Source organism: Lacinutrix himadriensis, from assembly GCF_001418105.1.
GTDB classification, from domain to species: domain Bacteria; phylum Bacteroidota; class Bacteroidia; order Flavobacteriales; family Flavobacteriaceae; genus Oceanihabitans; species Oceanihabitans himadriense.
On the sequence record NZ_LIQI01000019.1, the window covers coordinates 212,866 to 235,350 of the forward strand.

The 22,485-nt window shown below is 33.0% G+C and carries 15 protein-coding genes and 1 pseudogene; 3 read left to right on the top strand and 13 right to left on the bottom strand.

What is annotated here, in order from left to right:
• The first annotated feature begins 79 nt into the window (after positions 1-79).
• The gene (gene panB, locus AMD28_RS06590) at positions 80-898 is read left to right on the top strand and encodes a 3-methyl-2-oxobutanoate hydroxymethyltransferase (protein WP_055443365.1); all 819 of its coding nucleotides are present in this window, start codon (positions 80-82) and stop codon (positions 896-898) included.
• A 34-nt stretch (positions 899-932) separates the two neighbouring features.
• Entirely contained in the window at positions 933-1,640 is a 708-nt protein-coding gene (locus AMD28_RS06595) for an RluA family pseudouridine synthase (RefSeq protein WP_055443366.1), read from the top strand.
• A gap of 3 nt (positions 1,641-1,643) precedes the next feature.
• Here the strand turns inward: AMD28_RS06595 and AMD28_RS06600 are convergent, their stop codons facing one another.
• The 13 genes and pseudogenes from AMD28_RS06600 to pabB all read right to left on the bottom strand — a co-directional run bounded on the left by AMD28_RS06600 (position 1,644) and on the right by pabB (position 21,492).
• Entirely contained in the window at positions 1,644-2,465 is an 822-nt protein-coding gene (locus tag AMD28_RS06600; RefSeq protein WP_083478253.1) for a sensor histidine kinase, read from the bottom strand.
• Positions 2,458-3,162 carry a hypothetical protein gene (locus tag AMD28_RS06605; protein ID WP_055443367.1) on the bottom strand — a complete coding sequence of 235 codons (705 nt, stop codon included), beginning with the start codon at positions 3,160-3,162 and terminating at the stop codon, positions 2,458-2,460. Before AMD28_RS06605 ends, AMD28_RS06600 begins: the two co-directional genes overlap by 8 nt.
• A gap of 1 nt (position 3,163) precedes the next feature.
• Positions 3,164-3,655, bottom strand: a complete 492-nt coding sequence (locus tag AMD28_RS06610; protein ID WP_055443368.1) for a hypothetical protein — start codon at positions 3,653-3,655, stop codon at positions 3,164-3,166.
• A 43-nt stretch (positions 3,656-3,698) separates the two neighbouring features.
• Complete coding sequence (locus AMD28_RS06615) at positions 3,699-5,237, bottom strand: YifB family Mg chelatase-like AAA ATPase (RefSeq protein ID WP_055443369.1); 1,539 nt, start codon at positions 5,235-5,237, stop codon at positions 3,699-3,701.
• A gap of 101 nt (positions 5,238-5,338) precedes the next feature.
• Positions 5,339-6,295 carry a YheT family hydrolase gene (locus AMD28_RS06620; RefSeq protein ID WP_055443370.1) on the bottom strand — a complete coding sequence of 319 codons (957 nt, stop codon included), beginning with the start codon at positions 6,293-6,295 and terminating at the stop codon, positions 5,339-5,341.
• Between the two features lie 71 nt (positions 6,296-6,366).
• On the bottom strand, positions 6,367-9,978 hold the full coding sequence (locus AMD28_RS06625) for a T9SS type A sorting domain-containing protein (protein WP_055443371.1): 3,612 nt from the start codon (positions 9,976-9,978) through the stop codon (positions 6,367-6,369).
• 65 nt (positions 9,979-10,043) lie between these two features.
• Entirely contained in the window at positions 10,044-11,666 is a 1,623-nt protein-coding gene (gene ade, locus AMD28_RS06630) for an adenine deaminase (protein WP_055443372.1), read from the bottom strand.
• Positions 11,667-11,820: 154 nt separating this feature from the next.
• Positions 11,821-15,333 (bottom strand): T9SS type A sorting domain-containing protein, encoded by a 3,513-nt coding sequence (locus AMD28_RS06635; protein WP_055443373.1) that lies wholly within the window; start codon positions 15,331-15,333, stop codon positions 11,821-11,823.
• Positions 15,334-15,481: 148 nt separating this feature from the next.
• Positions 15,482-17,448, bottom strand: a pseudogene (locus tag AMD28_RS06640) (protein-disulfide reductase DsbD family protein).
• Positions 17,448-18,779 carry a tRNA lysidine(34) synthetase TilS gene (tilS, locus tag AMD28_RS06645; protein WP_055443374.1) on the bottom strand — a complete coding sequence of 444 codons (1,332 nt, stop codon included), beginning with the start codon at positions 18,777-18,779 and terminating at the stop codon, positions 17,448-17,450. The pseudogene AMD28_RS06640 and the gene tilS overlap by 1 nt, the downstream one beginning before the upstream one ends.
• Before the next feature lie 18 nt (positions 18,780-18,797).
• A complete protein-coding gene (locus AMD28_RS06650) occupies positions 18,798-19,151 on the bottom strand; it encodes a four helix bundle protein (protein WP_055443375.1) in 354 nt (117 codons plus the stop codon).
• Positions 19,152-19,324: 173 nt separating this feature from the next.
• Positions 19,325-20,158, bottom strand: a complete 834-nt coding sequence (locus AMD28_RS06655; RefSeq protein ID WP_055443376.1) for an alpha/beta hydrolase — start codon at positions 20,156-20,158, stop codon at positions 19,325-19,327.
• A 5-nt stretch (positions 20,159-20,163) separates the two neighbouring features.
• A complete protein-coding gene (gene pabB / locus AMD28_RS06660; RefSeq protein ID WP_055443377.1) occupies positions 20,164-21,492 on the bottom strand; it encodes an aminodeoxychorismate synthase component I in 1,329 nt (442 codons plus the stop codon).
• A gap of 139 nt (positions 21,493-21,631) precedes the next feature.
• On the opposite strand from pabB, the gene AMD28_RS06665 reads away from it, so the two are divergent.
• A complete protein-coding gene (locus tag AMD28_RS06665) occupies positions 21,632-22,462 on the top strand; it encodes an aldose 1-epimerase family protein (protein ID WP_338035230.1) in 831 nt (276 codons plus the stop codon).
• Positions 22,463-22,485: the final 23 nt, after the last annotated feature.

A 22,485-nucleotide genomic window follows, 5' to 3' on the forward strand; every position in this document is an offset into this window, starting at 1 on the left:
TAAGAGCTCTATAAAGAAAAGTTTAACATTATACACTTAATTTAGTACTTTTACATTCTATCAAATTATACATAAACAGATGTCTGTAGCAAAAAAGGAATATAAAAGAGTAACTGTAAAATCATTAGTTGACATGAAGAAACATGGAGAGAAAATCTCTATGTTAACTGCATACGATTATACCATGGCTAAAATTGTGGATGGCGCAGGAATAGATGTTATTTTAGTTGGTGATTCTGCCAGTAACGTAATGGCTGGTCACGAAACCACATTACCTATCACTTTAGATCAAATGATTTATCATGCGTCTTCTGTAGTTAGAGCAATACATAGAGCTTTAGTAGTTGTAGATTTACCTTTTGGTAGTTACCAAAGTGATCCAAAAGAAGCTTTACGTTCTGCCATTAGAATCATGAAAGAATCTGGAGGACATGCTGTAAAAATGGAAGGTGGTAAAGAAGTAAAAGATTCTATAAAACGTATTTTACACGCAGGAATTCCTGTTATGGGACATTTAGGATTAACACCACAATCTATATATAAATTTGGTACGTATACCGTACGTGCTAAAGAAGAGCAAGAAGCACAACAACTTAAAGATGATGCTTTAATGCTTGAAAAAGCAGGGTGTTTTGCTATTGTATTAGAAAAAATACCCGCTAAATTAGCACAAGAAGTTGCAGCGAGTGTTTCTATTCCTGTAATTGGTATTGGAGCAGGAAATGGTGTGGATGGTCAAGTTTTGGTTACACATGATATGATTGGTATGACCCATGAATTTAATCCGCGTTTTTTAAGACGATATATGAATTTATACGAAGAAATGACTAATGCGTTTACACAATATGGTGCAGATGTAAAGCGTGGTGATTTTCCTAATGATAATGAACAGTACTAGTGTACCGTGTTCAGTAAATAATAATTAATTATTCGTGGCAAGACTTTCAGAAAAAATAGTATCCAACAAAAACAACCTTCAAGTACTTTTCGAAGACAATCATATCCTCATAGTAAACAAACGTGCTGGAGATATTGTACAAGGCGATAAAACTGGGGACAAACCATTAAGCGATGTTGTTAAAGAATACATTAAAGATAAATACAACAAACCTGGTAATGTATATTTAGGAACCGTACATCGATTAGACAGACCAACCACTGGATTAGTGATTTTTGCTAAGACCAGTAAAGCATTACCGAGACTAAATAAACTTTTTGTTTCTAAAGATATTAGTAAAACGTATTGGGCAATTGTTAAAAACGAACCTCCAAAAATCGAAGACACACTTGTTCATTGGTTAAAAAAGAATCCGAAAAACAATAAATCGACTGCATATATTAAAGAAATTCCTGAAAGTAAAAAGGCGATACTTCATTATAAAATAAAGAAGGCTTTAGATAACTATTTCTTATTAGAAGTAAATTTGGAAACTGGTAGACACCATCAAATACGATCGCAATTATCGAGTATTGGTTGTTCTATAAAAGGCGATTTAAAATACGGTTTCGACAGAAGTAATAAAGATGCTAGTATTAGTTTACATGCAAGACAAATACAGTTTACACATCCTGTTTCTAACGAAGACATAGATATAATCGCTCCTTTACCAAAAGACGCTATTTGGGATGCTTGCTTATAAAAGTTATGCGTTTAATGGATAATCTATTGTTAAAGTAACGCCTTCACCAATTTTTGAAGTTAGGTTGAACTGTGCGTTAATCAACGCTGCTCTACTTTTCATATTTAATAGCCCAGCCCCTTTTGCAACAGTCTCTACATCAAAACCTTTACCATCATCACTAGCCTGAATTAATAAGTTTGTTTTTTGGTAATCTAAAATAACCTTTAAGTTTTTTGCTTCAGAGTATTTAACAGCATTGGATAAAAACTCCTGAAGAATTCGAAACATAATTATTTCGTGCTTCTTATTTGCAATAGGTGCTGTATTCCCTTTTATTATAAGTTCTGCACTTGTAAATTTCATTCGTTTTAATCTATCTAACTCGTTGGAAATAGATTTCTCAAAACCAATATTTAAAACCACTTCATTGTTTAATGATTTTGATAAGGAGCGTACTTCCTTTAGACTATCTCTCACAATATTTGTAGTCTCTCTTACACTATCCTTAATTTCTGGAGAAACCTGTGTACCCAAAATACTTAATTGCATACTAGCAACCGATAAAAGCTGCCCAACATTATCGTGTAATTCCCAACCAATACTTTTTAAAGTCTGCTCTTGTATTTCGGTTTGTGTTCTAGAGATTTCTTCATCAAATGCTTTTTGTAGTTTAATCTTATCTAGCAATAATTTATTTTTCCTTTTCTGAAAAACAATAAAAAACAGAATAATTAAAGTACAAACAACAAGAAGTACACCAATCATATAGATCAATAAATATCTTTCTGCTGCAGTAGACACAGGACTTTCCTCTTGTAATAATACTAATACGCTATTAATCATATTCGGGTTTAGACACTATTAATCCAATAATGTATGTAATATACATAAATGAAATTATTACCAAATTAATACAACTTCTTAAATGAACATAATCTTCATCTATTTTAGTATAATAAGGTTCAAAAAAAGAGAGAGGTGTTTTAATCAACCAAAACAGAAGAATAGCAACACTTATATAAAAATTTAAAGAAGTATAGAAGCTCAAAATTTTATCACTTTGTAAAATTTCTAGAAAGTAAAAAAATACACATTGAAAAATAATTAATGCACTTAAAATAGAAACTGAAGGAATGATATTAGTAAAATATAATGGTAAATTGAATAAGATGATAACTATGGAAATGAATAAAAAAAAGAAAACAGAAAACTTTAATATTTTCTTAAGTACTTTATTTACTAAAATTTTAGAATAATAAAACCCAAAAAATGTAGATGCAGCTATTTTCCAAAAAAGTGTATACCACCAATAATTACGTTCCAATACTGTTCCGTCCAAAAAACTAAGAATTCCATCATTTTTAATGTAAAATGTATATCTCCCTAGAACCACAATAATTACGGTGTAAACTAAAAAGTAAATAAAATATTTAGCAGCTGTATGTTTATACTTGTTATAAAGTAGTAAACCAGTTACAGCTGCTAAAATCTCAACAAACAACATGATATTACCTCTGTTATTTATTAATAAATCAATCATATTATTGTGGATAAGTAGCTGCAGGAGGATCACCAATAGTACCTTCATTCAACCCGTCTCCACCAGGAATATCTCCATTACCAGAAGGTACAGAAATCACTTTACCTTCAGATAGCGATGGATTACCCGTTGGTACCATAAACATGGTGGTGTAACCTACTTCTTTTTCATCACTTGGATATGCTCCTAAATACACACGAATACCATTCATGTCGTACCCTAATTCTTTACTTTGTTCTTTAGCTAGGCTAATAAAAGCTTCTATATCTTCTATAGACCACCAAGAAGAGCGATTGTCTGGTCGTTTAACAATAGAGTCACTAATTAATTCATGTCTCGAGTTAAAAGCTTCGTCTAAAGCCATTGCTTCTTTTGGTGTAATAATTCCCTTTGGTGTTGTCATATTTATTTCGTTTTGTGGTTTATTCAAATAAAAATAACAAATCAAAAAGCCAATAGCAAAGCCTAATAATAGTAATAGTAGTTTTTTCATAAGTTATATATTAATTTATAGCTCTATAAAGGTAAGAAAAATATTATCCTAGCCAACCTTCTCTATCTAAACTTCTATACTGAATGGCTTCACTAATATGCGAACCACTAATTTCTTCATGATTTTCAAGGTCTGCGATGGTTCTTGACACTTTTAAAATTCTGTCATACGCTCTTGCGGAAAGATTTAAACGTTCCATCGCTGTTTTTAGTAATCCTTTGGAAGCTTCGTCTAAAACACAATGTTTACGTATTTGTTTCGTGTTCATTTGTGCATTATAATGTACCACCTCCGAATCTTCAAATCGTTTGGTTTGAAGGTCTCTAGCTTTAGTAACCCGTTTTCTTATTTCTACAGAACTTTCTCCTTTTCGTTCTTCGGAAAGTTTTTCGAAAGGAACAGGTGTTACTTCAATATGTATATCTATTCTATCCAATAACGGACCAGAAACTTTACTTAAATAGCGTTGCATTTCTGCCGGACTAGAAGTTACTGGAGCTCCTGGGTCGTTAAAATAACCACTCGGACTAGGATTCATACTCGCAACCAACATAAAAGAAGATGGATAGGTCACAGTAAACTTTGCTCTAGAGATAGTAACTTCTCTGTCTTCCAATGGTTGTCGCATTACTTCTAAAACTTCCCGTTTAAATTCTGGTAATTCGTCTAAAAACAAAACACCATTATGGGATAATGAAATTTCACCTGGTTGTGGATAACTTCCGCCGCCGACTAAAGCGACGTTCGATATGGTGTGATGTGGGCTACGAAAAGGCCTTTGCGCCATAATACCTGCATTCGCTTTTACTCTTCCAACCACACTGTGTATTTTGGTGGTTTCTAATGCTTCATGAATAGTCATTGGAGGCAAAATACTAGGCAATCGCTTGGCTAACATAGTTTTTCCTGCTCCTGGCGGACCAATTAAAATAATATTGTGTCCTCCTGCAGCTGCAATTTCCATACAGCGTTTTATAGATTCTTGTCCTTTTACATCACTAAAATCAAACTCTGGGAAATCTAAATTTTTCTCAAATTCTTTTTTAGTATCTATGATGGTTTGCTCTAGTGCTTCGCCTGTATCAAAATAGTCAATGACTTGTTTAATATTCTCTACTCCAAAAACTTCCAAGTCATCGACTATGGCAGCTTCTTTTGCATTTTGAACAGGGAGTATAAAACCTTTAAAACCTTCCTCTTTGGCTTTAATAGCAATGGGTAAAGCACCGCGTATGGGTTGCAAGTTTCCGTCTAAAGATAATTCTCCCATGATGAGGAAGTCATCTAAATTTTCAGCTTGAATTTGTTTAGTAGCAACAAGAATTCCTATGGCTAGTGTTAAATCGTAAGCACTTCCCTCCTTGCGTAAATCTGCAGGAGACATATTAATAATTATCTTTTTCCCCGGAATCTTATACCCATTATTTTGCAATGCCGCAGCAATTCTAAAATTACTTTCTTTTATAGCATTGTCTGGCAAACCAACTAAATGATAACCAATTCCGGAATCGACATTTACTTCGACGGTCACTGTAGAAGCTTCCACACCAAATACAGAACTTGCATAGACTTTTTTCAACATTATAGACTATTTTCTATAAATGTAGAGAAAATAGTTTGTAATAAAAAGGGAATGGTAAATCTACTTGTACGTTTTATAAAAAGAATACTAAACCAACGAGCCTATAATTGCTCCACAAATGCTAAAGCACGAAGCTCATTATAGTAGTATTCGCCTTTTAGAATAAAACCAACATGCCCGCCATAATTCGGCATTTCTAAATGTAGATTTTCGTTTTTTTTTGCTTCTTTTACAGGATAGCATTCTGGAGATAAAAACGAATCATTTTTGGCATTAATTAGCAAGGTTGGTACTTTTATATTTGAAAGAAATTGCAAACAGCTAGACTTAGTATAGTAGTCTATTGCGTCTTTAAAACCATGTGCTTTAGAAGTGTAAACCGCGTCTACATCTCTTAATAATTTAATAGAATCAATTTCTTCTTCAGAAATATTTTCAGGAAACTGTAGCACCTTCGGTTTTAATTTGTCTACCAAATGTTTTTTAAATCGGTTAGCATAGGGTTTATTTTTTAGTTTGTGTAATTCGTTAGCCGAACCTTCTAAATAACAAGGAACAGAAATAGCAATAGCTCCTTTTATTTCCTTAGGAATACTGCGTGCTTCTCCTAAATATTTTAAGGTAATATTGCCTCCAAGACTGAAGCCATTGATATAGATTTCAGAATAACTTTTACTTTTCAAAATATGAAGAATTACCTCATGTAAATCTTCCGTTGCGCCAGAATGGTAACTTCTATATTTTAAGTTCGGTTCACCACTACAACCTCTAAAATTAACACAAACAGCATCTACGCCATTTTCATTAAATAGTTTTGCAGGACCAGTAACATAAGGGCGTTGCGCATTTCCTTCTAAACCATGCAAAACAATAATTAGCTTTTCTGATTTCTCTTTGGCATAACTCCAATCTAAATCTAAAAAATCGCCATCACTAAGCGTTAAGCGTTCTCGCTCTTGAGTGAGTTTCACTTTACGTAAAATACCAGAATATATGGTTGCTATATTTCCGTTTCTAAAAAATATGGATGGTTTGTATGTGGTGTTAAGTATGGGCATAATATATATATTCAAAAAAAAATTGCATCCGTTTAAAGATGCAATTTCATGTAATTATTTAAAATAGAAGTTTATTTTTTAATGAATTTTTTAACTTCTTTTTCTTCTCCTGCCTGAATTTGTATAAAATAAATTCCCGAAGATAAATCCGTAATATTCATTTCAACAACATTAGCATCATAGTTAATTGCCTTTAATGCTCTACCATTTACATCATAAATAGTAATGGTGTCAATAACAGAATTACCAGAGATGGTTAAATGGTTATTTGCAGGATTTGGATACATTATAAAGGATGCTGCTTGAAATTCTGCAATAGATAAAGCATCCACTATTTCTGTACTAACGGTATTGGTTACAATTGCTGGATTAAAATCGAAAAAGATATCTGCTGTATTATGAATTACATTTCCAACTACAACATCACTTTTAGGTTTGATTTTATAGGCTATAAAACCATGAGAATTTGGTTCATCGCTTGTACTATCTGCTAAATTTATGTCATCAAAAATAAAGGAAACATTTACGCCATCTTTAATCTCTACGCTTCCGGTATGACTTAAACTTTCTAGCTGCATGGTTGTCCAATCTAATTTATGATCTAAAACATTTTCTACATGTACATTAATAGCACTTGCCGTTCCTGTGTTTTGAAAACGAATGATATAATGTAAGTACTTGTCGGCATCTTCTAATAAAATCTGTTCGCCTTCTAAAACGCGAATATCATTTGGATCGTAAGAGCCAATTACGGTTTGATTAAGCGTAAATACATTATCTTCTGGTGTGTTGTCTCCTGTTACAGGATTAATTGTAGCTGTTGTAATTAAAACCTCTCCAATATTAGTTGTTGGTGGTGCAAATAGATTAAAAACTACATCTATTGTTCTGGTTTCAAATGGGTTTAAATCTGTAAAATTAAACGTTAGTGTATTTGCTGTTTGTGAAGCAACTGTTTCATTTGCATTTAAAAAATCAAGTTTTGCATCATCAAATTCAAAAGTTACATCTCCACCTAATTGTGTGGTACCTACATTTTTATAAACAATTTGATAGGTTGTGTTAAAACCTGGTCTTGGGTCGTTTATGGATGGGTAAATACTAATATTTAAATCGTTAATACTTGCTGTAGGTATTATACAAAAATCTTGCATTTCGGTATTACCAATACCTACAAAATCAGAATCGAACGAACTTGGAGACACTTCAAAATATGCTGGAAGATTAGAAGTAGCATTCGTTGTATAACTTCCTTCTCCAACAAAAAACTGATAAACACCACTATTAGTAGAAAACGTTGCCAAATTTCCTGAAGTGTTATCTGTTAAAACCATGATTCCATTCGTTGGAACATTTCCTGAAGAACAGCCATCATTATTTAAATCTGTAGATATGATTCCATATATTTCATTCAAAACTACCCCTTGGTTTATGGACCATACCAAAGTATTACTCTCTTCAAAAGCGGATAATATATCTATCATTCCATCTTGATTAACATCAGCAACATCAATGTCCATATATATTCCAGTAGCTAAATCTGCATCTCCTGTGATAATAGGTTGTGGTTCACCAAAGGCTCCATAGCCATCCACATTTTCAAACCAAACGACTACACCTGCATATTCTACGGAAGCAGATAAAACATCCAAATCACCATCATTATCAACATCTACCGCTATAACTTTAATAGCCTGACCTGGATTATCATCAGTATAAATAATATTTTCGGCACCGAATACACCATTACCATCAAGGTTTTCATACCAAGCAACTGTATCATCTAGTCTAGATGCAAGTACGATATCTAAATCCCCATCATTATCAAAATCTGCCGCTTTAGCATCAATTGCTCCATTACCGGATATAGAAATTACTTGCTGTACTCCAAAATCACCTGTACCATTTGTATTTTCATACCATGCTAATTTATCATCAATTAATGAGGTAGTTAATACATCTAAATCACCATCACTATCTAAATCAGCTGTAGAAACAGATTGTGGGCTATCTGTTTCAGTTGTAATAATTTGCTCTGTACTAAAAATACCATTACCATTTATATTTTCAAACCATATTACCTTATCAGATACGGCTGAAACAACTAGTATATCAATATCATTGTCGTTATCTAAATCAGCAACATGAATTGCTTCTGTATAAGTACCATCTGCAAGAATTATTTGCTCTGTTCCAAAATTACCTAAACCATCTAAATTTTCATACCAAACTAGTTTTCTAGTTATACTACTGAAGAGTTCTCCTCCAGATGCTATGATATCAAAATCACCATCTCCATCTAAATCGGCGGCAGACACAGAAGTTCCAGCAGAAATATTTTTTGTTACGCTAATTGGTTCGCTAAAATCGCCTTGACCATTAGTGTTTTGAAACCATGCTATTTCATTATCCCCATAAAATATAGATACAAAATCCATATCTCCATCACCATCAAAATCTGCACTAAAAACAGACTTAGGAACATCTACATGTGGTGCTATAATTTGATCCTGTCCATAATTTCCCAAGCCATCTAAATTTTCATGCCAAGCAACTATATCCCTATCAGCAGCAATTGTAACGACATCCATACCTCCATCTGTATTAATATCTGCTAAAACTGCATCAGGAGTATAAAAATAATCATCTATTACACTGTTATAAACAAGTGGTTGACCGTCACCAGGGTTTTCATGAAAACTAAGCCAAGTCGGAGTCTCTCTTCTTGTTACCGCATCTAAATCACCATCACCATCTATATCACCTAATGTTAATATTATATAACCGTTGTTAGTTCCACTTGCTTCTTGAAGCATAGCTTGTCTATCTCCAAAAACTCCAGATCCATCGTTCTCAAACCAATATTTTGTTTCAGGAGTAACAATATCAATATCTCCATCCTGGTCAAAATCAATAATAAAAGTATTTACAGTTACGTCTATATTATTATCAGGAGTTGATGTTGCCATGTTAGTTAAAACAGGAATAAAGCTTCCTTGACCATCTGTATTTTGGTACCAGTTAAACTCCGAATTATTAAAGGTCTCCGGAATAAAAATATCCATGTCTCCATCCCCATCTAAATCACTAGAGCTTATGTTTCCATAAGAATAATTAGGAAAAATCGTAGTAGTAATTAGCTGTTCTTCTCCAAAATTTGCTAAACCATCTAAGTTTTCATACCATACTGCTCCAGAGGATTGCATTGCAAGTACATCTAGATCACCATCACCATCTATATCACTACTAGAAATAGATTCTACCAAACCACCTAACGCAATAACTTGTTGTACACTAAAGGTTCCGGTACCATTTAAGTTTTCGTACCAAGAAATCTTACCATCTACTGAAGAAGCAGACATAATATCTAAATATCCATCTCCATTAATATCACTTACATAAACTTGAGTTAAACCAGAAATATCTGTTGTTATGATTCTTTGATTACTAAAATTTCCTTGACCGTCTGTATTTTCATACCAAACAACTTTTTCACCATTGTGAGATGAACCTATAATAAGATCTACATCTCCATCATTATCTAAATCTTCAAAAATAGTCGATTCTATTCCATCCGGATTGTAAGAAGAGTCAATAACAACATTTTCTTCAAACCCAATCTGCCCATGACAATAAAAAGTGAAACAAAGTGTAAAAAGTAATACTAGTAGATTTTTATTCATAATTAGGTTTTAATAGATTTAGGTTACTAACTTACAATAAATAAATAAATAAATAAATAAACCAATCAGTCCACTTCTAAACTAGTAAATTTAAAATCGGTACCACTAAATAGTCCTTTGTCGCTTAGTTTTAAATCCGGAATCACAAGTAAAGCCATAAAAGATAAAGTCATATAAGGCGCATGTAATGTGCTCCCTAATTGTTTTGCCATTTTATCCAGCGCTGCATAATCTTTACCAATAGTTGCGCCATCTTGATCGCTCATAATTCCTGCCACTGGAAGTGCTACTATTTTCTCTTCAGAATCGCTTATTGCACAAATTCCTCCTTTGTTTTCAATGATTAGATTTACTGCTTTGCAGATCGCTTCGTCAGAAACGCCAACAGCAATAATATTATGGGAATCGTGACCAACAGAACTTGCAATTGCTCCTTCTTTTAATCCGAAATTCTTTATAAACGCAATTGCTGGCTTATCGTTGTTATAGCGATTTACAACCGTCATTTTTAGGATATCTGTTGTGGTATTAGAAACTAAGTTTCCGTTTTCTATAGTTGCTTCTTCAATAAGTTCGTTAGTTACTAACTGTCCTTCTAAAGCTTCAATCACTCTAATTTTTTCTGCGGAAGAATCGAATTTAAAATCGGAAACGGTTTTCTTTTCCGTATTGAAATTATTAAGGTTTTTAAAAGCGACATCTTTAATATGTACTTTTCCGAAGTCATACACCAATGCACCATCAATATAAGTCTGAAGGGTTTTAAACTCCTTTAAATCTTCAACTACAATACAATCTGCAGCATCACCAACTTGTAGTAAACCTACATCTAGATTATAATGTTTTACCGGATTGATACATGCTGCTTGCAATACTTGAAACACATCTATATTTTTGGCAATTGCTCTTGCACATAAAGCGTTGATATGGGAAACAATTAAATCGTCTGGATGTTTATCATCACTACAAAACATCATGTTTTCAAAATGTTCTGGCATTAAATCAATTAAGGCTTCAAAGTTTTTTGCTGCGCTTCCTTCACGAATTAGAATTTTCATGCCTTTTTGCAGTTTCTCTAAACCTTCCTCAAGGGTGAAACACTCATGATCGGTAGAAATTCCTGCTGCTATATATTTGGTAATATCTTCTCCTCGAACGCCAGGAGCATGACCATCTACAGGTTTGTTGTTTTGTTTTGCGTGTGCTATTTTTTTCAGGACTTCTTCATCATCAAATAAAACGCCCGGATAATTCATCATTTCAGCGAGATATTTAATATCTGGATTTTCCATTAATTTCTTAATGTCTTCCGAATCGATAATCGCTCCTGCAGATTCAAAGCTTGTTGCTGGTACGCAACTTGGTGCTCCAAAATTAAATTTTAACGGCACTTGTTTTCCGTTTTCAATCATAAACTCCACGCCTGCAACACCTAATACATTTGCTATTTCATGTGGATCGGAAACCGTAGAAACTGTACCATGTTGTACTGCTAGTTTAGCAAACTCGCTTGGCACCAACATAGAGCTTTCTATATGAATGTGTGCATCTACAAAACCTGGAAGAATGAAATGATTAGCGTCATGTTCTTTTTCTACAATAGATTCAATTTTACCAGCTATAATGGTAACTTCTCCTTTATATATGCGTTTGTTTTGTATGTCTACTATTTGGCCTTGTAGTTTCATGAAAATGGTTTTCAAAATTAAATTTAAGAATGGAAAAAAGATGCTTCGACAAGCTCAGCATGACAAGTTACTTATAATTATAAAACTACAGATTTAAATTAAAAAAAAAGCTTCCCTTAAAAACGGAAGCTTTTTTTATTATGTTTTAGCAAAACTACTTTTTAATAAACTTCTGAGTTTGTTTAGCGTTTCCAGAAACTAGTTCTATAAAATACATTCCGTTAGATAAACTAGCGACATCTAATTGGTATTGTAATGTATGATTTGATAGTTTTATAGCTTTAATTTTTCTACCATTAATATCAAAAACCGTAATATTATTTAGAGGGTATTTGCTCTTAATAGTTAATTGATTTTCTGTTGGATTTGGGTAAATTGAAAAAGTATTCCTATTAAATTCTCCAACAGATAAATTTTCTACAATTTCTGTGCTAACTGTATTTGTTACAATTGCAGGATTAAAATCGAAGAAAATATCGGCAGTATTATAAAAAATATCTCCAATAGCTACATCGCTTTTCGGTTTTATTTTGTAGGCAATAAATCCATGCGAGTTTGGTTCATCATTGGTGCTATCTGCTAAGTTGATATTATTAAAAACAAAGTTTACCTCACTCCCGTTTTTTATTTCTACACGACCAGCATGACTCAAACTTTCTAATTGCATGGTTGACCAATCTAATTTATCATCTAAAATATTTTCAACATTTACATTAATCGCACTTGCAGTACCTGTATTTTGAAAACGAATGATATAATGTAAATATTTATCGGCATCTTCTATTAGAATTTCTTCCCCTTCTAAAACTCGAATATCGTTAGGGTCGTAAGAACCAATTACGGTTTGGTTTAATGTAAACACATTATCGTCTGGCATATTATCTCCAGAAACTGGATTTATAGTGGCCGTGGTAACTAATGTATTATTTATATTAGTTGTAGGAGAACCAAACACATTAAATTGTAAATCTATGTTCCTTGTTTCCAATAGATTTAAATCTGCATAATTAAAAGTTAAACTATTTGCCGTTTGTGCAACGACTGTTTCGTTAGCACCTAAAAACTGCATTTTACTAGCATTAAACGTATAGGTTATATCCCCACTTAATTGTGTAGTTCCTAAATTCTTATACACTATTCTGTATGTAATATCAAAACCTGGTCTTGGATCGTTAAAAGGGGAATAGATAGCAATTTCTAAATCACTAATTGTTTGATTAGATGATAAACAGAAATTGGATATATCTGTATTTCCCAGTCCAGAAAAACTAGAAGAATTTGAAACCGGATTAGAAGAAAAATAATTTGGCAAGCCTGAAATAGCAGTTACAAAATCACCTTCATTTACAGCAATTTGATAACTCCCATTTTCTTTGGTGAATGTTGCAAAATCATCTGTTCCATTACTACTTTGAATCATTACATTTGGCAATTCCATATTACTAGTATTACAACCATCATTGTTTATATCGAAACGAACTGAACCGTTTATTTCATTACCTAAAAGGTTTAGGTTTTTATACCACGTAATATTATCAAAGTTTTTTCCTGCAGATACCACATCCATATCTCCATCGTTATCTATATCGCTAGAAAAAAGTGATACTGGTCGCCCAATACTTGTAGACACCAATTGTTCGCTATTAAAAGTTCCTTGACCGTCTATGTTCTCGTGCCAACGTACTTCTCCGGAATAATTAGAAACACTATAGGTAGATAAAATATCGATATCCCCATCACCATCTACATCACCTGGAAAAATAGAACTTACTACAGCTGAAGTATTGGTATCTGAAGCTATTATTATTTGGCTACCAAATGCACCTAAACCATCTAAATTCTCATACCATGCTATTTTACGATCATCGGAACCGAATACCATATCTAAATCATTATCACCATCTATATCTATAACATAAATAGAATGCAAATCCTCAACACCTGAAGCGATCCCCTGCGGAATTCCAAAAGCTCCATTTCCATCCGTATTTTCACTCCAAGAAATAAGATTATATTCTCCATAAACAATATCCATGTCCGTATCACCATCTATATCTGCTATCTTTAATCCATTGCCAATTACATTTACATTATCAATTAGAACTTGAGGTGCACTATAAGAACCTTGACTATCTAGATTTTCATATAATAAGATTTGATTTGTTTTGTACGCAATAATATCTAAATCATTATCACCGTCTATATCATTTACATCTATAAATCTCACGACTGTATTATCATCAATTTCATGTTGTATACTAAAATTTTGGCTACCTGTATATTCAATCCAAAAGAACCTAGAACCATACGAACAAAGCAGGTCTTTATCTCCATCATTGTCTACATCTGTAGGAAACATAAAAAAACAATAATCACTTGAAATAAACCTTATATTACCAAAAAGACCATTCCCATCTGTATTTTCAAACCAGGCCAAATTATTTAAAGACCTAGAAAGTATATCTTCATCACCGTCTCCATCTATATCAAAAGCTATCACCTCTTTTGGTGTATCTACATTCGTTAATATAACTTTCTCTGAACCATAATCTGGTTGTCCATCTAAATACACATGCCATGAAATTGTTTCGTATTGTTCCGAGTATTTAACGACGTCCAAATCTCCATCTCCATCTAAATCGGTTGCATATATGTTCGTGGTTCCTTCCGAATACGTATTTAAGAAGTTTACAAAACTAGAAAAACCTCCTGTGCCATTATTTATGTGGTAGATGGAAGAATGGTTGTAACCTCCACTTACAATTATATCCATAAACCCGTCATTATTTATATCTGAAACGTCCATAAACACTCCTCCGGTTCCAAAATTTATTCCATCTGCAAAATCTCCAAGGCCATTCTGGTTTTCATACCAAATTATAGTACCAGAAACAGAGCCATCTACTGTAATTAGATCCAAATCTCCATCATTATCAAAATCTATAGAAGAAATAGAATCTGCATTATATTGTGTGGCCCCAATGAGTTGAGAAGGTCCAAAATCTCCTAAAGCATCGGTATTTTCATATAGGTATAAATTTTCATTATCACGACCAGCAATAATATCCATATCGTTGTCGTTATCCACATCTGTAATGTGTAATGATAATATTGTAAAACCATCGTTAATAATTTGTTCCGAACCAAACATTCCTAATCCATTTGTATTTTCAAACCAAACCAACTTGCTATCCTGATAATTAGAAGCTACAATATCTAAATCCATATCATTATCTAAATCGGCATAACTAATACTAAATGCATCAAATGGTATAGATTGCTGACTAATAAAAGTCCCTAATCCATCTGTATTTTCATACCAAGTAATGTATTCATCACTACTAGAAATAACATCTGTATCACCATCACCATCCACATCTAGAGCATAGGCTGTTCTAAAACCAGAAGACGCTAAACTTATCGTTTCCGGTGTTCCAAAATCTCCTTGTCCATCCAAGTTTTCTAGCCAAGCAACTTCCTTACCATTACCCAAAATCACGACTAAATCCATATCTCCATCCCCATCGATATCATTAGAATGAACAAAACCATTGGTATAGCCGGGATATACATTTTCCGAATTAAGAATATTATCTTGAAACCCTATTTGTGCAAAAGTAAATTGGATAAAGAATAGAAATAGTAAAGAAATGTATTTTATTTTCATGCTTTTTTAATTTTGAGAGTTGAAAATACACATAAATTTCTAAAAAACTAACAGATACAAAAAAAACCTTCCAAAATTGGAAGGTTCAAAATCTAATATATAAAATTCATATTTCTAATCATAAGACTCCTGCTTCTTCAGGAATTAGTTACTCCTTAAAATTCTCCACTCCTTTAACCAACCAATCATAGTACTCATCCGCATTTGGAGTATACGCCGTAGTATGATTTAAGAGTTCCATATCATGGTTTAATAACACATAAAATGGTTGTGAGTTATTTTGGAAATTTAGCGTTTGTAAGGTTGCCCATTTATCGCCAATAGTCTTAATATTTTTAATGCTTCCGTTATGCTCAAAAACTGAAATTGTTCATTTTCTTCCAATTCTTTTCTATCATCTACATATAAAGAGATAATAACATATTCTTCATTTAACACACTATAAATCTTGTCTTTACTCCAAACTTGTTCTTCCATTTTACGGCAATTCACACAAGCCCAACCTGTAAAATCTAACATGATTGGTTTGTTTTCCGCTTTAGCTGCAGCAACGCCTTCTTCTAAATCTTTATAACAGTTTAAGCCTAAAGGACAATCGGATTCTTTTTCATATAAACTATACGGTAAAGGTGGCGGAAAACCACTTAACAGCTTTAAGTTTGCGTGTTCGGTATTGGTTAAACCCGGAATTAAATACACTACAAATGCACCTACTAAAACAGCGAAAGAAATTCTACCGAAGCTTAATTTTTTAAGCGGACTATCATGTGGAAACTTAATTTTTCCTAATAAATACAATAATAAACCAATTCCTAGAACAATCCAGATACCAATAAATACTTCCCGTTTTAAAAGTCCCCAATGTTTTACTAAATCGGCATTAGATAAGAATTTAAAAGCCATTCCTAATTCTAAAAATCCTAGAACCACTTTAACGGTATTTAACCAACCACCAGATTTTGGTAATGCGTTTAACCATTTTGGGAACATCGCAAATAAAGTAAACGGTAATGCTAATGCTAGTCCGAAACCAGTCATTCCCATAGTCAGTTGCATTGCGCCACCATCGCTAGTTAAGGATCCTGCCAATAGCGAACCTAAAATTGGTCCTGTACAAGAAAACGAAACAATAGCTAACGTTAATGCCATAAAGAAAATACCGATTATTCCACCAACGTTAGAAGCGGAATCCATTTTATTTCCCCAAGATGCTGGTAATGTGATTTCATAAAAACCAAAGAACGAGAATGCAAAAAATGCGAGTATGATAAAGAAGATAATATTTAACCATACATTAGTAGAAATGGTGTTTAGTATCTCTGGATTTAACGAATCTAAAAAGTGAAATGGTAAACTTAAAAGCACATAAATCACTAAAATAAACAAACCATAAAGCATGGCATTTGCTAATCCTTTTTGCGAATTGCTTGCACTTTTTGTAAAAAAGGAAACCGTTAACGGAATCATAGGAAACACACAAGGTGTTAATAAGGCTATTAATCCGCCAAGAAAACCAAGAATAAAAATACCGAAGTTGGATTTTTCTTTAACTTCTTCTTTTTCATATTTTTCCCAACCGGTAACGTTAAGTTGTAATTTATCGGATAGTTCTTTACTTCTTGCATCTATAGAAGTTGTTGTAGTTATAGCTGTTGCTGAATCTTTAGATAGATTAAAAGTTAGTACTTCACTTTCAAAAATACATTTTTCATCATCACAAGCTTGAAAAAATACTTCGGAAGAAATAGAAGTTACTTCTGGATTTAGAAGTTCAATCTTCTGTGTAAAAGTAGCAGCACCATCAAAATAGGTTAAATCCATTTGAAACACCTTATCAAACTTCGTGATACTCTCACTTTCTAAAACTTTACCAACCAATTTATAGTCTTGTGTTTGCGCAATAGAATCAAATTCAAATTCTGTTGGCAAAGCGCCACCTTCTGGTAAATGTTGTGAATACAAATGCCAATGATCTTCTATTTCTGTATTGAAAATAAGATTGTATTCTGTTTCTGAAATTTTCTCGACAGCAGTAGACCATTTTACTGGTTCTAGTTGTGCGAAAGATTGACTAAGTGAAAAAAAAGTAAGTACTACTAATAAAAAATGCTTCATTATTGTAATGTGATTTTTAATATGTTTTTTGTTTTTTCTGTGACTTTATAACGATTGTCGGTACGTTTGTTTATTATCCAAACGACATCTTCATTAGCACACAAAACTAAGGCTTTTTCTTTTTCTAGTAACGAAAGCTTTTCGTCTTTAAAAAACTTACTCAGCTTCTTTTTGCCTTGCATGCCTAAAGGGTAAAAATAGTCGCCTTTTTCCCATTTTCTTACGGTTAGCGGAAATTTTAACAAATCTTTATCTATATAAACTATTGCTTTGTTTCGTTCGGTAAGTTGTTCTGTGGATTCCAAAGATAAAACGCCTAAGGGTGTTTCTATTTCGGTATCGTTTTCTGAAATTGAAATAGATGTATCGACTTCACTCGAAAGGTCATCATCCACTTCGGTTAACAACAAATATGCTCTATCTTTTAATAATCGGTGTGTGTTAGAAAACACTTGTTTTCCGGACTGCGCTTCTAATAAATTATAAACATCATTCCATTCTGTAAATCCGAAACCCTTAAGCAATTCAAACAAATATGCTTTGGTGTTGGATAACTTCTGAAGTTTTTTAATGTTGAATTTTATGATTTCACCTTCTACCGAAACTACTTTTTTCTGCACGCTTGTTATCGCATCTTCAATAATGCTTTTGACATCTTGTAAATTGTTTTGTGTGGTTTCAAAATTTTGAAGTAATTCGGCATTCATTTCCTTTAAAACAGGAATTACATCATGACGTAATTTGTTTCGTAAATACTTGGTAGATGCATTACTACTATCTTCTCGCCATTGAAATTTATTTGCTTTTGCGAAACTTTCTATTTCTTCTCGAGTACATTTAAGTAATGGTCTTACAATATTCTCATTCACTTCCGGAATCCCTGTCAATCCGTCTAATCCTGTACCTCGAGTTAGGTTTATTAAAAAGGTTTCCAGATTATCATCTGCATGATGTGCTGTTAAAATATAATCAAATTGTAGTTGCTCACTTAACTCTTGAAACCAATTATAACGCAATTCTCGAGCAGCCATTTGGGTAGAGATTTTATGCGTTTCAGCAAAAGTATTGGTATCAAAATGTTGGATAAAAACTTCTGCTTGTAAATCTGCTGCCAATTGTTCTACAAAATCTTGATCGCCATCACTTTCTTTTCCGCGTAAATTAAAATTGCAATGTGCTAAAGAAAAATTAAGATTTAATTGATGGCATACATGCGTTAAAACCACAGAATCTAATCCTCCAGAAATAGTAATAAGGAGTTTACTTTCTTGTAGGAAAGGAAGATTTTGGTTTATATGTTCTTTAAAGGTATTTAAAAGTTTAATAGGCATAAGAAAAGAGGCATAAGTTTAGATTGCGATTTTTTTAATTAATGAATTAAGCATTTTCTCTATTTGCAATGACAAGTTATTTATTTCGTTTAAATCATCTAATTTCAAAAAACCTAAGTTGATTGCGATTTGTAATTGCGTTTGCATTTCGAATAATGAACCTCTAGCAATGTTTAAAAAACGAATATAATCTTTTGTATAATTTCTTCCGTAGCCTTCTGCTATATTTGAAGAAATAGAAACAGAACTTCTTTTTATCTGAGAAGTAAGCCCAAATTTTTCATCTTTAGGAAAATCGTTTAAAAGCTTGTAAACAAGAGTAACCATGTTTACCGATTTTTGCCAAACGATTAAATCTCTATAACTTTTCATTTATCAAATTTAAGCATTTAACTTTTTGTATGCTTTTTTTCTTTTCTAAAAAGACCTTTTTCCTCTATTGCCTTTTCCCTCTTCCCTCTTTCCTCTTTCCTCTTTCCTCTTTCCCCTTTCCTCTTTTCTCTTTTCTCTTTTGCCTTATCCCTTTTCCCTTTTGCCTTTTCCTCTTACCCCTTTTCTACTTCAGCATCTAGCCATGCAATTATGGACTCCATTAATTCTTCTTTACAAAAATCATAATGCAGTTCATGATAGCCATCTTCAAAAAGCTTCAAATCTGCTTTTGGTGTATTATCGGTAAAAGCTTTAGAAGCTTCCCAACTAGTAATTTTATCTCCTGTACCGTGACAAACTAGCATTGGAAGATTTAAGGTGTTGGCATTTGCAATAGCATATTCGCCTGCATCAAAAACAGGAAAAGAATACATTGGACTAATTTTATCGTGAACCAGCGGATCTTTTTGATAACGTGCTACTTCCGCTTTATCTCTAGAAATTCCGGAAGCATCTAATTCGCTTGGTAGGGTAATACCTGGCAAGATATTAAGCATAAAACGACCTAAAGACACTTTCCATTTTGGCGGATTAAAGGCTAAGCGTAGCAACGGACTAGTAGCAACTACGGCTTTAATTTGCGATGGATTTTTTAAAGCATAATTAATCACCACATTTCCTCCCATACTATGTCCGTAAACAAAAACAGGTAGGTTCGGATTGCGTTTTTTAGCTTCTAAAACGGCAATATCTAAACAATCTAATAGCAATTGATAACTAGAAACATGTCCGCGTTTCCCTTTTGTTTTTCCATGTCCGATTTGATCATAAGCCAAAACCGCATACTTATTTGCGGTTAATTCTGGGATAACAAAAGGGTTATAGCGGCCTAAATGTTCGCCCATACCGTGGAGTAAAACTACGGTTGCTTTTGGATTTTCTGGTTGCCAATATTCGGCATGTATAACCTGTTTTTCAATTGTTAACGGAAATGTATTATGTACCATATAAATTAATTTTCTAGAACCTCACGCATTGCTTTTGCTTTCACCAAACATTCTTCATATTCTTTTAAAGGAACGCTTTTTGCCGTTATTGCTCCACCAACAGAATACGAAACATATTTATTGGTAGCATTGTATAATATACTGCGAATAACCACATTAAAATCGAAATTCCCTTTTGGCGAAAAATAGCCAACAGCACCAGAATACAAGCCACGTTTGGTTTCTTCTAAATCTTCAATAATTTGCATTGCTGAAATTTTTGGTGCGCCAGTCATGCTTCCCATTGGGAAAGTAGTTTGCATAATATCTACAGGATGTGTCTCTTTTTTTACTTTAGAAACTACCGTAGAAATCATTTGATGCACTTGATCAAACGAATATATTTTACACAATTCTTTGACTTTAACGCTTCCTTTTTTTGCAGTTTTAGACAAGTCGTTACGGACTAAATCTACAATCATTATGTTTTCGCTTCGTTCTTTATCGTCATGCTTTAATTCGTATTTTAAAGCTTGATCTTCATTGTGATTGGCGCTTCGTTTTGCAGTTCCTTTTATAGGTTGCGAAACAATATTGTTGCCTTTCTTTTTAATATATCTTTCTGGCGAAGCACTCAGTAAGTATTTATCATTGCACTTTAAAAAAGTAGCAAAAGGTGCTTGCGAAATAGCGTTGAGCTTATTGTAGGTTTCTAGCGGATTAATTTCTGTTTCTTCGGCATAGAATTCTTGGCAAAAATTAGCTTCATAAATATCTCCTCGATGGATATGTGCAAGCATTTTGTCTAGCTTACGGAAGTATTCGTCTTTGTGAATGCGGAGTTTGATTTTGATAGGCTTCTCTGAGACCTTTCGATCGAGTTTACCCTGAGCGCAGTCGAAGGGCTCCGTGTGACATTCGGTTAAAGAATGAATCTCTTTTAAATCTTCTTCCAATTCATCATCTACCGCATTTAGATATTTAATCTTTACCGTATTTCCTTTAATTAAAAATATTTTTTTTGGTTGAAAAAAGTATACATCCGGAAACTGTAATCCGTCAAAATTTGCAGATTCTAATTCCTCTGCATCGTTTTTAAGATCGTAGGTTAGATACCCAAAAATCCAATCGTTGGTAATGGATTGATATTCCTTCAGCTTCACAAAACCATTGGTATAATCGGTTTGTATACTAGTAAAAGCATCTACAGCTAAAACAGCATCATAACTGGAGTATTTTGATGTATGACTATTAGAATCTAGCCAAACTACATCATCAAATTGCTGACTCCATAGCAACAACTGTTGCTTGAAGGTTTCTATCGACTTTGGTTTATGTTTTGTTGTTGTTCTCAATAAAAAAATATTACGTGTAAAGTTAATCAGAATAGTTAAAAAATAATATCTTTTCGGGATTAGATTAAATCCTTTCTTAAATGTATCAGATATCCAACGAGTTACTACAGATTGCTATTAAAAAAATTGGCGCAGAACTTTGCGAAATTTCTTCCGTAAAGACAACACGCCATTTATGTGGGACGCAAACCCTAATATTTGGGGAAGCTTTGCTCCTAACCTATTTCCTGTAATTGGTGCTTTAAAAAATAATACATACATTTTTGAAGGCAAAACCTATACCATGCCAAAACATGGTTTTATTAGGCATAATACGGATATAAAATGCATTAAAGAAACGAAAAACAGCCTTGCTTTTCAGCTTACATACAATGACGAGCTACTGAAAATGTATCCTTTTAAATGCAGCTATACCATAAGTTATACTTTAGAAAACAACCAATTAATAGTACATCATGAAATTTGCAATCTCGATACAAAGACGATGTATTTTAATCTTGGCGGACATCCAGCTTTTAAATGTCCGGTGTATACAGATGAAAAATATACCGACTACAGCCTCCTTTTTGAACATAGCGAAACCGCAGAAACTTATTTATTAAATACCGAAAATGGTTTGATTTCTAATCGTACAAAACCCGTTTTTAAAGACACTAACGCAATACCTTTAGATTATAATTTATTTAAAAAAGATGCGCTTATTTTTAAAGATTTAAAATCTAGAAAAGTAAAGCTACACAGCAAAACAAAAGGAGATATTTTAACGGTAACCCATACCGATTTTCCGCATTTAGGTATTTGGGCAAAACCAAATGCCGACTATGTTTGTATAGAACCTTGGTTAGGTTATGCAGATACCGAAACCACAAACCAAGATATAACCACTAAAGAAGGCATTATGAAGCTAGATGCAAACCGCAAATTTAAAGCGAAATACACCATAGAAATACATAAAGCGCATTTAGTGTAATTAATATATAAGTAGTAGCTTTG

Coding starts and splice junctions, on each gene's coding strand:
- panB (WP_055443365.1), top strand. CDS start 80: ATGTCTGTAGCAAAAAAGGAATATAAAAGAGTAACTGTAAAATCATTA.
- AMD28_RS06600 (WP_083478253.1), bottom strand. CDS start 2,465: ATGATTAATAGCGTATTAGTATTATTACAAGAGGAAAGTCCTGTGTCT.
- AMD28_RS06605 (WP_055443367.1), bottom strand. CDS start 3,162: ATGATTGATTTATTAATAAATAACAGAGGTAATATCATGTTGTTTGTT.
- AMD28_RS06610 (WP_055443368.1), bottom strand. CDS start 3,655: ATGAAAAAACTACTATTACTATTATTAGGCTTTGCTATTGGCTTTTTG.
- AMD28_RS06615 (WP_055443369.1), bottom strand. CDS start 5,237: ATGTTGAAAAAAGTCTATGCAAGTTCTGTATTTGGTGTGGAAGCTTCT.
- AMD28_RS06620 (WP_055443370.1), bottom strand. CDS start 6,295: ATGCCCATACTTAACACCACATACAAACCATCCATATTTTTTAGAAAC.
- AMD28_RS06625 (WP_055443371.1), bottom strand. CDS start 9,978: ATGAATAAAAATCTACTAGTATTACTTTTTACACTTTGTTTCACTTTT.
- ade (WP_055443372.1), bottom strand. CDS start 11,666: ATGAAACTACAAGGCCAAATAGTAGACATACAAAACAAACGCATATAT.
- AMD28_RS06635 (WP_055443373.1), bottom strand. CDS start 15,333: ATGAAAATAAAATACATTTCTTTACTATTTCTATTCTTTATCCAATTT.
- tilS (WP_055443374.1), bottom strand. CDS start 18,779: ATGCCTATTAAACTTTTAAATACCTTTAAAGAACATATAAACCAAAAT.
- AMD28_RS06650 (WP_055443375.1), bottom strand. CDS start 19,151: ATGAAAAGTTATAGAGATTTAATCGTTTGGCAAAAATCGGTAAACATG.
- AMD28_RS06655 (WP_055443376.1), bottom strand. CDS start 20,158: ATGGTACATAATACATTTCCGTTAACAATTGAAAAACAGGTTATACAT.